This is a genomic window from Corynebacterium sp. NML98-0116 (assembly GCF_001767255.1).
GTDB classification, from domain to species: Bacteria; Actinomycetota; Actinomycetes; order Mycobacteriales; family Mycobacteriaceae; genus Corynebacterium; species Corynebacterium pseudogenitalium.
The window spans coordinates 73218-86395 of the sequence record NZ_CP017639.1 but is presented as its reverse complement, the minus strand read 5'-3'; the positions used below and the strand labels follow the sequence as shown (position 1 = coordinate 86395).

The 13178-nt window shown below is 59.0% G+C and carries 8 protein-coding genes; 2 read left to right on the top strand and 6 right to left on the bottom strand.

Annotation, left to right across the window (positions count from 1 at the left end):
- Nucleotides 1–84: 84 nt before the first annotated feature.
- The 6 genes from BJP05_RS00340 to BJP05_RS00320 all read right to left on the bottom strand — a co-directional run bounded on the left by BJP05_RS00340 (nucleotide 85) and on the right by BJP05_RS00320 (nucleotide 11336).
- Nucleotides 85–1623, bottom strand: coding sequence for a hypothetical protein (locus BJP05_RS00340; RefSeq protein WP_070361670.1), 1539 nt, complete (start codon nucleotides 1621–1623; stop codon nucleotides 85–87).
- Between the two features lie 56 nt (nucleotides 1624–1679).
- The gene (locus tag BJP05_RS00335) at nucleotides 1680–4742 is read right to left on the bottom strand and encodes a class I SAM-dependent DNA methyltransferase (protein ID WP_240492764.1); all 3063 of its coding nucleotides are present in this window, start codon (nucleotides 4740–4742) and stop codon (nucleotides 1680–1682) included.
- Nucleotides 4743–4790: 48 nt separating this feature from the next.
- Nucleotides 4791–6116, bottom strand: coding sequence for a hypothetical protein (locus tag BJP05_RS11420; RefSeq protein WP_240492763.1), 1326 nt, complete (start codon nucleotides 6114–6116; stop codon nucleotides 4791–4793).
- A 5-nt stretch (nucleotides 6117–6121) separates the two neighbouring features.
- Nucleotides 6122–8965 (bottom strand): DEAD/DEAH box helicase, encoded by a 2844-nt coding sequence (locus BJP05_RS00330; protein ID WP_084028519.1) that lies wholly within the window; start codon nucleotides 8963–8965, stop codon nucleotides 6122–6124.
- 173 nt (nucleotides 8966–9138) lie between these two features.
- Nucleotides 9139–9369, bottom strand: a complete 231-nt coding sequence (locus BJP05_RS00325) for a hypothetical protein (protein ID WP_070361669.1) — start codon at nucleotides 9367–9369, stop codon at nucleotides 9139–9141.
- 692 nt (nucleotides 9370–10061) lie between these two features.
- Complete coding sequence (locus tag BJP05_RS00320) at nucleotides 10062–11336, bottom strand: Fic family protein (protein WP_070361668.1); 1275 nt, start codon at nucleotides 11334–11336, stop codon at nucleotides 10062–10064.
- Between the two features lie 187 nt (nucleotides 11337–11523).
- On the opposite strand from BJP05_RS00320, the gene BJP05_RS00315 reads away from it, so the two are divergent.
- Together BJP05_RS00315 and BJP05_RS00310 are read left to right on the top strand one after the other, a co-directional pair.
- Nucleotides 11524–12771, top strand: a complete 1248-nt coding sequence (locus tag BJP05_RS00315) for an inorganic phosphate transporter (RefSeq protein WP_084028517.1) — start codon at nucleotides 11524–11526, stop codon at nucleotides 12769–12771.
- Nucleotides 12772–12780: 9 nt separating this feature from the next.
- Nucleotides 12781–13029 carry a hypothetical protein gene (locus tag BJP05_RS00310; protein WP_070361667.1) on the top strand — a complete coding sequence of 83 codons (249 nt, stop codon included), beginning with the start codon at nucleotides 12781–12783 and terminating at the stop codon, nucleotides 13027–13029.
- Nucleotides 13030–13178: the final 149 nt, after the last annotated feature.

Here is a 13178-nt window from a genome sequence, read left to right as displayed (position 1 = left end):
TGCAACGTAATCCACTAGTTTGCGTCTTTGCACGGGAGGGCACTAGGCAAGTGCTGATCTGTGCCGACAGAGTCAACTTTCCTTCTAATCAAGCCACATCGGGGCGCTGAATCCTGGTTTGGAAAACTCAGCACGCGCATAAAAACCACATTCAAAAGTTCCTGGCTCGGCGCCGGTGATAAACCGCCCGACCCACGGGCCTGTAGGCGTGAAACCATGTTCTAGACCGGACTCGACTGCACTCGCGAGCTTAGAGTATAAATCGAAGTTTGTATCATCCATAATTCCGCCTAGATTTATTTCGTTATCCCAAATATTTCTATCCTCTCCGCCGATATATCCCGTGCTTACTCTCCTTCTATGATGATCCGATTCAAAGTATAAATAGGCTGGCCTGGGTCGATTAGCGTATTTGTTTTTCCTGAGTAGCGACTCACCCGTGTTCCAGTTGAGTTTTCTGAATCCATGGAGACTTGCGAACGGGTCAGATTTCTTTGTTAATCCATACGGGTCATTGGAAAGCAGAGTGAATTCAAATCGAGGTGCTTTCGATGGACTCACTTTCTGCATCTCGAGGGGCTCAGTTTCCAACACCCACCATTGCTCAACGCCTTCCCGGATTCCGCCTTGTCGATCAGATGCAGCTGCGATGATATTTATGAATTCCCACCATTCAACATCGATAAACTTTCGCGTAACAGGCGGAAATTGAGCCTGGCGAGTTGTCGTGCCTTTAGTTACTTCGAAAAGCTTATTCGACATATCAACTGCTACTCGCACATCGAGCCTTTGCAGTTTCACCGGCCCTGACTTCGGGCCCGGGATTGGTTCGGGAGGGTCACTGCTCTCAATCACCCAAGGCCGAGACACAGAAACCCGGTTCAAGACATCCTCGAAACCATCCTTTAGAGACTCATATACTTCGATGACGTCTCGTGGCTGAAACAGCGCAGTAGCAAGTGCTTCTTCTACTGCGTAATCAGTGTTCGCACTACTCACGCCTTGTTTCTCTAGCTTCCGCTGAATTCGTCTGGTCCTGTTGCTCCAGTCCCCGGGCCATCCTTCAGCACGTACTTTCTCGATTACCTGTAAAGCGACGTTGAACAACTCAGATTTCTCAAAAATTATTGAGAGCCTTTTAGCCGCTTCATTAATACAATTCCCGTCGAACCATGGCTCTTTTGAAAGCTCAGCGTAAACCTCATCACTTACTGAGACTGCCAAAGCATAGAATCTTGTCGCTTCATCTAGAACCCCCGGTTCAGAACGGCGTTTGTACAGGAAGTGAGCGAACTCAATTATTCCAAGGTGCAGGCGAAATAAGTTTTCAGATTCTGCCAAAAGAGCAAGTCGGAGGGTGAACAGTTTCACGACACATTCAAAGTTGTCGGAAAATCTAGCCATCCCGCTCGCGATACCTTTTATTTCAGTTTCGACGGTATAGTCTTCGCCACCTTTTGGCATGTAAATGGTGGTCTCGCCATACCCATTCTGCAATGACTCAGGCGAAAATTCAGTTAGGTATGCGATGATCTCCTCGCGGTCTGTTTCGCAAAGATACTCTTCCCACCAAAGATCAAGTGAGTGAAGTTGGAAAACTGGTGGGCATTCGATCATGTTCATCCTTCGTGTCGCAATAGCACAATTCGTATATGCACTTTATTTCAAACTGAGTCAGGCTACGATTCCTTTGCTCGCACTCTTTGATGCTCCCACTGGTCGTAGGTGAGGAACGGGTACTCAAACGTATACTCCACCTGCGATTGTGGGTGCGTCCAAGTGCGCTCTTGCTCGGTGAGTTGGGCGTCACCCTTGCACTTTTCGTGTTCCTTGACGACCTCCTTCGGTACTTTGCGACCGTTCGTGTCGTAAAGGTCTTCCTGGTCATACCGGTGCATGACGGGGAACTGGGTGCGGTAGATCATCTCAAGCTCGTCCTCGCTGACCCCGAGGCTTTCTGCGACAATTCTGTCAATCTCCCACTGTGCTCGCCGCCGCTCAAGGGCGTTGCGGATCGGCGTGTCTACCGTCCACTTCTCACCAATGATCTCTTCCCAGAGTGGTGCGTACGCTTCGGTCAGGCAGTTGAGGCGGAGGTAGATGCGAATGAGGCTCTCCACATTCTTCACCTCATTTGGCCTTACCAAGTGTTCTATTGCAGGTCCATATAAATTGGCGATACCACTAACCCGAATTTGAAAATCAGATAGTAACGACGACAACACAGCTGCCGTCGTCACCGTTGCTCGGTTGTCTCCTGGTTTTGCCGCTGAACAGACACCATGAATGTGAGCTGTGCCCGGGGGGAAAATCGTTGGGTACAAAGTTCGGTAGCCTGTGGTCGCTGCCATTGCGCGCCAGGCAACTCGGTAGAAGCCCCTCGCAGATTGCCGTTCACCCTTGACTTCCCACTGCGTGTAGTCGGAGTCGTAGGTTGGCTTCTTCTCTCGATCTGGCTGGTAGGCAGTAGCGGGAGTGAAATCGCTTGGCAACGCCTCCAGATCAATCTCGGACCAATCCTGATTGTTCTTCAGCGTTGGGTTCGGTTGCTTATTCATCGGCGTCGAAACACCGATATGCGGCCCTTGAATAATGACGTTGTCCCAGGAATCAGGATGCGCCCAGCCGGTGTCAAAATAGCCTTTCTTCTTATCACCAGTTTCATGCCAGCCGTTCGAGAACTGCAAACCAAGCTCACCGATTCGTGGCTGCGCTGCGAGCTTCTCCAACACCTTTGCTGCCTCGGTGTTCACGGTGTACACCATGCGCGATTCAAGCGGGTCGGCTTCCGAGTCGCCCAAGATCGAGGCCCATAGCTTAAGTGCGTCGAGATTAACGTGCTGAATACGGTCCTTGTGAGGCCGCTGGTCCCAGTTGTAGTTGTCGTCCTTCAAGCCGGGCAGTGGTCCCTCACCGTTGTGTTGCAGTGACTCTTCGACGGTGCGTGGGTGGTAAAGGTGTGCTGCCTGGATAAAGTCGGCAGTTTCCTGCTCAGGTCCATAAGCGTGTACACCATAGGAAACGAGGTGGTGGACGTCGAAAAGTGAGAGCTCATTAATAAACTGCCAGTGCCTCCGCAGCCGCAGGTACGCGCCTCGGCGTAGGGGAGCGGCCTTCTTTTCGGTGAAGTGGGACTCCGGGTGGATGAGGGATACCACGCCTCGCTTCGAGGCGTTGGACCAGGTGCGTTCCATGAACGCGCGGTAGAGGTCAGGCTGTTGGTTGGCCAGGTGCGGGTAGTCGGACACGTTGCCGAGCACATTCGCGGTGGCAACGATATCGCCGGTGCCTTTGAATACGATGTCGCGCATGCGGGCGTCGTCGTTCCAGTGGGCGCGGCGTTCGTTCTTCACGGCCTGCGTCGGCTTGTGGGCGAGGGAGAACCACGGGTCCAGCTCCGAGTAGAGCCCGTCCAGGTCGCCACGGGGACGCACCCACGGTGGGTTACCCACTTGCAGGTCGAAGCCACCCTCGGCGAAGACGGCGGCGAAGTCGAGGTCCCAGTGGAAGAAGCCCTGCTCCTCGGCGACGTCGCGAACAGTGGCGATCCACGGGTGGGCGCTCAGGATGCGCTCCATGGACAGGGCACCAGACAGGCCGAGGTCGGTGGTTTCCAGTTCGTGCAACTCATCCCAGGTTGTGGCGCGGCCAACGACCATCTGGGCCTCGTCGCGGGCTTCGGCCTCTTTGCCCAGGATGTCCTGCAGGGTGTCCAGCCACTCGTCCCAATCGGGAAGCTCGGTGTCCAACACCTCATTGAGTGGCCAGAACTTCAGGGCGTTCCAGGCGTCCATCACCAGCCGGAGACGCCGGTAGGCGCCTTCCTCGTTGTGGAGGAGTTCGCGCTCGATCTGCTCGCGCGTGACCACGCCGGTGGCGGGTTCGGGGTCGCGGCCCCACAGGTCAATGTCGCGGCGGATTTGTGATTCCGCAATCTGCATCTTGGCAAGGGCTACGGACCACAGGAACTCAACGCGTTGAGCCAGGTTCAACAGGCGTTTAGCTTGTGGGCCTGTCGGCTTGACCAACATGGACCTACGCCACGCCTTCAACGCCTTCTGTTCCTCGGCGGCGAGCTTCTTCAGGTCCTTCGCGTCCGCTGCGGCACCCCAGCTCTCAGAGGGGAGGAGGAAGTGGTGAATGCGGCCCGGCGCGTACTCCCGGCGCGGCACAGCCTTCAGCCACGCCTTCTTGTTCAGCTGCTCCTTGCTAAAGGTGGCGCGCAATGCGCCGACCAGGGAGTTTCCGCGCCGCAGGTGCAGGCCGAACCATGGCGCCTTTAGGCCAGCCGTCATGGTGTCCAGCCAGAGCGAAATCTCGGCGAGCTCGACGGCGGTGGGGTTGAGGTCCACGCCGTACACGCGGTGCAGCGCCAGGTAGGCCTTCACTTTTTGCAATTCGACGGCGCGTTCTTCGGCGGGGACGCGCTCGCCGAGTTCTTGTTCTTTCAGGTCCAGGTAGCACTCCGCGAGCTGGCGGACGGCTTCGACGGCGAAGGCACCAGAGCCCATCGCCGGCTCGCAGATGCTCAGCGTGAGCACGTCATCTGCGCAGCTGATGCGGCCTTCCTCCTGCAGCACCTCGACTGCCTGAGAGACGCTGAACTCCGTGAGCACCTGCGGGGTGTAGAAGGACGCGGAGCGTTCACGGTCGCGGCTGGACTGGCGGTACACAAAGGAGCCGCGCGGGTACCTGCGGCGGCGCTTGAACACACCACCGGCGGGGTCTTCGACGTCCTCCATGACAAAGCTGTCCTCGGGAACTTCACCGCTGCGGGAGACAGGGATGACCTAGGAGCCCTTTTCGGCCTTGCCCTTCGGGGCGACCTCGTAAAGTTCTTCCTGCGCGATGAACCCGTGGTAGGACATCAGCCCCTCATACACCTGGCCCAACTCGGTGACACCGAGCGTTGCGTAGGAGATGAACCCGCGGTCCTTCCCGGCCGCCTCACGGGAGAGCAACAGGTTGCGCAGCACGTGCGTGAGCGCCTCGTTGGACAGGGCAGTGCGGTCAATCAGCGCGGTGGCCTCCGGCTTGAACAGGTCCGCGTCCAGGTTGCGGAACGTCAGGCCGTGGTTCTGCGCATCCTCATCCGCGTCCGCTGCCGCAAACGGATCGTGGCCGTGGTTGACCTGGTCAAACAGCACCTGCAGAGACTCGTAAAGATGCGTGCCGTGGCGCGCCTGCTCGGTGACCGGCGGCGTCAGAATCTGATCCCGTAGCCGGTCCAAACCGTAGCCAGCCACGTACTCAGGGCTACCCGTCGGCAAAATACCCAACTCGGGTGAGGCCTCCGCGAACAACAAAAACAGAATGCGGTACAAGTACCGGAGCGCCTGGCGGGCAAGCTCGTTGCCGTCGACATCCTCAAGCGGGAGGCCCTGCGCCTGGCGGCGCTGCAGCACATCATTGCCAATCAACTCAATCGACTCACGCACCGCATCACGCAAATCACCAGACACCTTCACCGCATGCTGACGCGACTCCTCCAACGTGTCCGTCCACCACGTCGTACCATCCGCAGCGCGCTCAATATCCTCACGCGCCAGCATCACCGCGACACGCGCCAGCTCACCCGACTTCGTCGTGTCATTGCGCTCCACCACCAGCTGTAGATCCACAGCCAAATAGCGGCCCAGCGGCCACAACTCACGCTCCGCAAGCACCACCCAATTCCCGGCGATGATCACGATGAAGGCCGGAGGGGCGTCGCTAAGAAAAATATCCCCCACAACCTTGCTGGCCTGCGCAACCTCCTCAACACTGTCCACCGGATCAGCCTCAAGCACCACCAGCGTGCCCGCATGGCCAACCCAGCCCACGAACTCCACCGGCTCCCCCGCGCGCGTAAACGTCAACTCCTGCGGCTCCCCGTAACCGAAGGCCTCGCGGATCAACGCCGACGTCGGCGCGCCCTGCGCAAACGCCGACTGCAACGCGCCGCGCACACGCTTCAGCCGCTCCACAGGCGTCTCCGACAGCGACGCCTCCTTCGCCCACTGATTCGTCCGCGCCTTCACACGCTTCGTAAACGACTCACCCTTCGACTCGTCCGTAGTGAGGTAGTAATCACTAATCCACTCCTCAACATTGACAATCGAATCAAACACAGCCATGGAACTTAGGCCTCCCTCGGCAACACAAGAACAAGCGGACGCACCAACTCACGATCAGGATGCAACGACGCCACCAACGCCTTCTCCTGCTCCAACAACCTCGCCGTCTTCGCAGCCCGCACCGAATGCGTCGAACCAGCAGCCTTCTCCGCCTCCCACGCATTCGCCTGCTGCAACCAACGCTCAATCCTTCTCGACGCATCCGCCTTCGCCCCAGCCATCATCGGCTGCAACTGGCCCTTCGCCTGCTCAACCGCCGAACGGATCATCTCCTGCGCACCCTCCGGCACCACAACCGTGCCCGGATTAATCGCATCCACCGTCAACCCGACCCCCTGCAGCCACGCCACCGGATCCTCAATCGTCGCCGGGAACGACTCCGGACCCGCCGTCACAAACGCACGCGACACCACCTGGCCACGCTTATTCGTCAACGTGCCCATCAACAACACCGTCGGCGCATCCACCGCACCCTGCATCGCAGGAATCCTGCCATTCGACAACTGCGCCAACGCACGATCCGTCGCCCAATCCGTCACCGGATGCAACGGGCCCAAAAAGTGCGCCGCCGGCCACGTCGACCCCTCATCACCCGTACGGGCACGCTGCAACAACTCCTCCCCAAGCAGCCGCGTCGTGGCCAACTGGAACGACTCCTTCACCCTCCGCGCCGCCAAATAATCCTGCGGCAACACATCCAACCTGCGCCGCAAATCAACCGGCGGCGCCAACTCCGCCACCCCATTCCCATGCACATGAAACGCCACCCCATTCGCCTCCAACGGCTTCTCCGGCGCACCATGAAACGCCTCACTCAACGCATCCTGCAAATACCCCACCTCAGCCGGATACAACGAACGACGCTGCGCCCCAACATCAGCCACACCCTCCTCAGGCATCGCAGCTAACGACGCCAACATCTGCGCCACCAAATCCCCCGCCGAGCCATCCTGCACCGCCTCCGGTGCCAACGCGACGTCATCAAGCTCCTTCTGGCGCTCCAACACCTTCCGGATCTCATCCGCCTCAGCCGACTCACTGTACTTCCCCATCAACGAACCCACATCCCCCAAAATCCGATTCGCCTCAAACTCACGCTCCACCAACCGCGCAAGCACCTTCACCTCACCAACATCGCCCCCACCCTCAGTATCCAGCAACAACGTCGCAATCTGCGGCGCATGCTCCTGCCCATACCGATCCACACGACCATTACGCTGCTGAATCCTGATCAACGACCACGGAATATCAAAACGCACCAAATCATGACACAACGTATGCAAATTCACGCCCTCAGACGCCACATCACCCGTCACCAACACACGCAACTTCGAATCAGCACGCTTGAACTCATCCACAAGCTGCATCTGCTCCTGATCCGACAACTGCCCATGCATCACCGCAACAGCGCCCTTCGGCATCTTCAAATCCCGCTCCAGATGCTCCCGCAGCCAATGCAACGTAGCCACACGCTCCGAAAACACCACCACACGAGTCGCCTTCCGCGGGCCAACCCCCACCTCACGCAAATACTCCAACAACCGCCGATACTTATTCGACGCCCCCGCCGACACACCCGCATTCAACCCACGCAACCGCTCCAACGACTGCGCCTCCGCTGACCCCGACGGCACATTCTTCAACCTGTTCACCAGCGTCTCCTCCAACGCCGCCGGCGACGACAAAAACGCCTTCACCAACGTCCACGGAAACAGCCGATCCCCCGCAGGGTTTCCTGCCTTTGGATGCACCCACACCTCATCCAGCTCACGCGCCACCGCATTCTCTTCCGGAGACGCCGCCACCAAAATATTCCGAGGCTCCGCACGCTCAGCCCACTTCGCCCCCACAACACTCGCCACCTCAGGCGAATGACGATGCCGCCGAATAATCAACCGCTCCGCCGCCGACACATCAATCGAACCATCCGGACGCACCGACAACGGATCCAACAACTGCAAAATCTCACGGAACGAATCCGACGAACCATTATGCGGCGTCGCCGACGCCAACAACAACGCCTCCGTCGTCGGCGCCAACGTACGCATCAACTCATTATTCTGCGTCCCCGCATTCGTCGCATTATGGATCTCATCCACCACGACAGCATCCCAACGCACACGCTCCAACTGCGCCCGATACTTCGGAGACTTCAACGTATCCATCGACACAATCACACGATTGAAATACGTAAACGGATTCCGACTACCAGGCAACTTCTGCCGCACACGCTGAATCCCCAACGAATCCAACCGCACCAACGGAACCGCAAACCTCGACCACAACTCCTGCTGGAACTGCTCCAAAATATGCTTCGGCGTCACCACCAAAATACGATCCCCACGCCCACGCCGAATCAACTCCGACAAAATCAACCCGACCTCAAGCGTCTTCCCCAAACCAACCGCATCCGCAATCAACACACGCGGACGCAAATTCTCACTACTCAACGCCTTACGAGCAGCCGCCAACTGATAATCCAACGGATCCAACAACATCTGATCCGCCACCGACAACTGCTCCTGAAACAACGGCACCGGCGTACGACGCAACGTCGTCTCCAACCACAACCTCGACGTACGGAACCCCGGCGAACGATCCGGAATCACCCGCACATCCGCCGGATCCACCACCTCAACACGGTCAATCGCCGTATAAAACGCTGCCGAGGAATCACGCACAAAATCCGACAGGCCGCGCACCGACAACAAAAACCCGTCCGCCGACTGCGTCACGTTCGTGATCAGCCACAACTCGTCCCGGACCCGGACCGTGAGGCCGGGGGCGAAGGTTTGGTCTTGCTCGGCTGCGGGCTTGGCGGCGTTCGTTACTGTCGCGTCAGGGCACATGACTGTTGATTCTATGTGTGATTTTGGGTGGGGAGGGATTTGGGTGGGTTGGGATTTAGGCGGGTGGAGATAGGCATCGCGCTGAGAGTCGGGATTTTGTGAACAGAATTGCGGGTGAGGCGGTGGGGCGGAGCTGGCGTCGAGAAGCTGGGCCCTAGACGTTGGCAGCGTGATTAACGGCGGTTCCCGTATTCGTATTCAAATCTTGCTAAAACCTGTATCAGCGACAAGGCGAGGCGCTTCGCTGTCAAGGACTCACCGATTGCCAGAAACCCCTCCGTTTCCAATTGCAAGGCGGATATCCATTCCAGGGTGACCGGGGTCAGTTCTGGGGATAGCTCTTCGCGCGTCAATTTCAGCAGTGCAAGGAATTCTTCATCTGACGGATATTTGGAGGAATCCACAAGAAATACCTTTCGAATCATGTCCAACCGACACGTAACTGCTCATGACCGGTGCTCTCACCGAAACATACTTTTACCTGTACTCCCATTCCTCTTTTAGAGGCGCTCTCTACGAGATACAACGGGAATCGATCACACGATAGCTGCTACTTGAGGTCAGCGTCATTTCCCGAGGCGCCCACCGCATGGCCTATACTCGTGGAGACAGAAACCCCCTCCGAGCTTCCCGTCAGAACAGCGTCATACGAGAGGGGGGCTTTTATTTTTGGCGAAGTCACCGAGCCGCGGCGCAGGCGCGGGCGGAGCCGCCGTCGACAAGCAGTCGACCGTTGACCGGCAAAAATACGGCGCGTCGCGATAAGGGTTCCACTGACTATCAATGCCTGGCGCACCAAAATCCGGGTTTCCTGTTTGCCGACGTTCTATTTGCCCAGGCCACTGCCGTCACGTCGGGGATTGTGGTGCACAGCTAATGTTCAGGAAGCCCTCTTAGCCACTCTGGTACTTCGGGTGCCCTTCGAGCCGGGTTAAAAGCGTGCGCTTTAAGGAGTGCCATGCAGGTCAGCGGAAATCGGCCGGGCTGGGTGAGAAAGCGCGACCTGCATCGCACGCTTCTAATCGAACGCTTTGAATGCACAGAGGTCGTGCCGTTCGTGTTTGTGGGGTTGCCGTGGTGAGCTAACAGGGGCGAGCTAACCCTTGAACGCCCGCACCGCGTCGGCGAGTACGACTGCCGACCAGGCGCGGATGCGGGTAGTCAGGCTCAGGCTGATGTCCGGGGTGAGCTCGCGACGGAACACTTCCAGGTTTCGCGGGCCAGGGCGGCCGGATGGCTGCGCATACGTACAAGCCACGATGTATTCGGGGCGATCGGTGGCCTGCGGGTTGGCGAACACGCTAAAGTTCGCGGTCACCTGGGAGCCGGAAGATGAGGTTGGCGTGAGGGAGAAGGAAAAGCCGTCGGCGTCGGAAATGACGGGGAGGTAGCCGGTATCGGCGCAGGTTGGAGTGGTGCAGGTACGGGCGATGGTGGCGTCGAAAAGAGGGTGCTGGAGTGCACCGAACTGGCGCTCGAGCTCCGTGAACACCATGTCCGCGAGGCGGAGCGCGGAGGCATCGCCGAGGTCAGCGAGGGCGGAATCGACGTCATCCGTGCCGCCGAGTTCGACCATCGCGACGTTCATCGTGTCAATCGCCCGCTGCTCAATGAAGTCAATGAACGGGCGGAACACACCCGCATCGGCGCTCTCGAGGGCGTCGTAGTAGTGGTGCTTTTGGTCGTCGAAAATGACGAGGGGGATGCCGGGATCCCGGTACAAAAACACCGACGCCAACGCGCGCGCCACACGCCCATTGCCATCAGCAAACGGGTGCACGCACACAAACGCATAATGCACATACGACGCCTGCACCACCGGATGCGCCGCCACAAACTCATCCAAACGGCACTGCTCCACCAGGCGCTGCATCTCACTCGGCGTCTCCTCCGGGGACGCGTACACGTGCTGCGAACCATCCGGACGCACCGGGGAATTCTGCTGCGACTTATACACGCCACGCTGCAGCGGCTGCTTCTGGCTCGCCATGATCGTTTCGTGCAGGCGACGGATCAACGCCTCCGTCAACGGCCAACGGCCCGTAGCCACATCAAGCGCCAGGTTGTAGCCGTCCATCGCCGCTTCAAACGACGGCCGCACATGGACACCGCGCTCCTCCATCGCCGATTCCCAACCATGCGCCTGCTTCGCCACGGAATACGTAAAACCACGATCCGAACGAAACACCCCCTCAATCGCATTCGTATCGACGGCAGCAAAGCGCGTCGACTCACGCGAATAGCGGGCACGCTGCTCCGCCCCAAAACACCGAAACTCGGCAGCAAGTCGCTCAAACGCCCCATGCCCATTCGCCTGGTTGGACCACTCAGCAAACGTCGGAAACGGAACGTACGCAGCGGAATCGTTCACGGTACACCTCCCCAACCTCGGCGTGTCCTCATTGGCACAGACTCTAACACGAACACACCCCCACGCCAGCCCCCAGAAGGTGAACAACCGGCGGACGCTCTGGGAAAAGGCCTGGTGGGAGGTGAACAATAGGTAAAAAGTGGAAAAGAGTTTCATTCCGCGCTGGAGAGGGGAATAATTCGACGTTGTGAGTATCACTATCCTTCTGATTCTGATTATCGCTGTGGCACTGTTCTTCGACTTCACGAACGGTTTTCACGACACGGCGAACGCGATGGCCACATCCATCGCGACGGGGGCGCTCAAGCCGAAAACGGCGGTGGCGCTCGCGGGCGTCCTTAATTTAATAGGTGCGTTCCTGTCGGTGGCGGTGGCGAAGACGGTGGCGAGTGGCATCGTGAAGTTGGACGGGTTCGACCTGTCCAACACCATCGAATCCGAGAAGCTGCTGCTCGTGGTGTTCGCCGGGCTGACCGGTGCCATCATGTGGAACCTGTTCACGTGGCTGTACGGGATTCCATCATCGTCTTCGCATGCGCTGTTCGGTGGGCTGATCGGTGCTGCGATCGCGGCGATTGGCTGGGGAGGCGTCGTCTGGGAAGGCGTCCTGGACAAAATCATCCTGCCGGCCGTGTTCGCGCCGTTCGTCGCGGGGATCATCGCGGCCGTCGCGACGTGGCTGGTCTACCGACTCACCGCCAACGCCGAACACGAACACCGCGACACCTACTTCCGCTGGGGGCAGGTCGGCACCGCGTCGCTCGTCGCGCTCGCACACGGCACGTCCGACGCCCAAAAAACCATGGGCGTCATCTTCCTCGCCATGGTCGCCGCCGGGCAATTCGACGCCGACCACACCATGCCCTTCTGGATCCAAGCAGCGTGCGCCCTGGCCATCGCCATCGGCACCTACTCGGGCGGATTCCGCGTCATCCGCACGCTGGGCAAAGGGCTCGTCGAGATCCACCCGCCACAAGGCCTCGCCGCGGAAACATCGTCCGCAGCAATCATCCTGACCTCCTCCCACCTCGGCATGGCACTATCGACGACCCACGTCGCCACCGGATCCATCATGGGCTCAGGCCTGACGGGCCCGAAAGGTGAAGTGCGCTGGGGAGTCGCCGGAAGGATGGCACTCGCCTGGATCACCACACTGCCGATCGCGGCAGCCATCTCCTTCGTCACGTGGTGGGTGGCGAAGTGGGCGTCGACAATTGGGGGCGACCTCGTCTGGGGCGGCATCCTCCTCACCGTCATCCTCGCAATCGGCGGCGGCTACATGTTCTACCGCGCGCAACTGCAGCCCGTACACCGCGACAACGTCAACGACGACTGGGACCCAATCGACGGCCCCGAAGGCCCCGAAACCGGCCCGACCGGACCCGCGCACATCGTCGACACCACCCACGGCCTCAACCACCACCTGGGCAAATAGGAGACACCAATGCTGAAATCACTACTCATGGTCCTCGGCGTAGGCCTGCTCCTCGGCGCCGGGCTGCCCACCCTGTTTTCGTTGAGCATCCACTTCCTGTCCCCAGCCGAAGACGGCACGGCGGCGAGCGGAGTGCGGCGGGTCGTTGGCTGGGTCTTTTTGGCGATCGTGCTGGTCGCCGTGGTCGCCGCCATTTTGCTGATCGCGCGCGAACGGATCGAATACTTCACCGGGTGGGACCCGTACCCGTTCCTGTAGGTTTTTCGGGTTGTTTTCGTTTCGGTCGAGGTGCTAAAGGAGTGCGACGCTGGTCGCCGAAAATCGACCCAGGCCAGTGCGAATGAGCGACCTGCATCGCACGCTTCTAAGCGCACGCGTTGAATGGGTTGGGGGTATTTCTACGGTTC

Excerpts from the sequence above, each read along its gene's own strand:
- BJP05_RS00335 (WP_240492764.1), bottom strand. The coding sequence starts at position 4,742 with ATGGAGGACGTCGAAGACCCCGCCGGTGGTGTGTTCAAGCGCCGCCGC.
- BJP05_RS00330 (WP_084028519.1), bottom strand. The coding sequence starts at position 8,965 with ATGTGCCCTGACGCGACAGTAACGAACGCCGCCAAGCCCGCAGCCGAG.
- BJP05_RS00340 (WP_070361670.1), bottom strand. The coding sequence starts at position 1,623 with ATGAACATGATCGAATGCCCACCAGTTTTCCAACTTCACTCACTTGAT.
- BJP05_RS00310 (WP_070361667.1), top strand. The coding sequence starts at position 12,781 with ATGCTGAAATCACTACTCATGGTCCTCGGCGTAGGCCTGCTCCTCGGC.
- BJP05_RS11420 (WP_240492763.1), bottom strand. The coding sequence starts at position 6,116 with ATGGCTGTGTTTGATTCGATTGTCAATGTTGAGGAGTGGATTAGTGAT.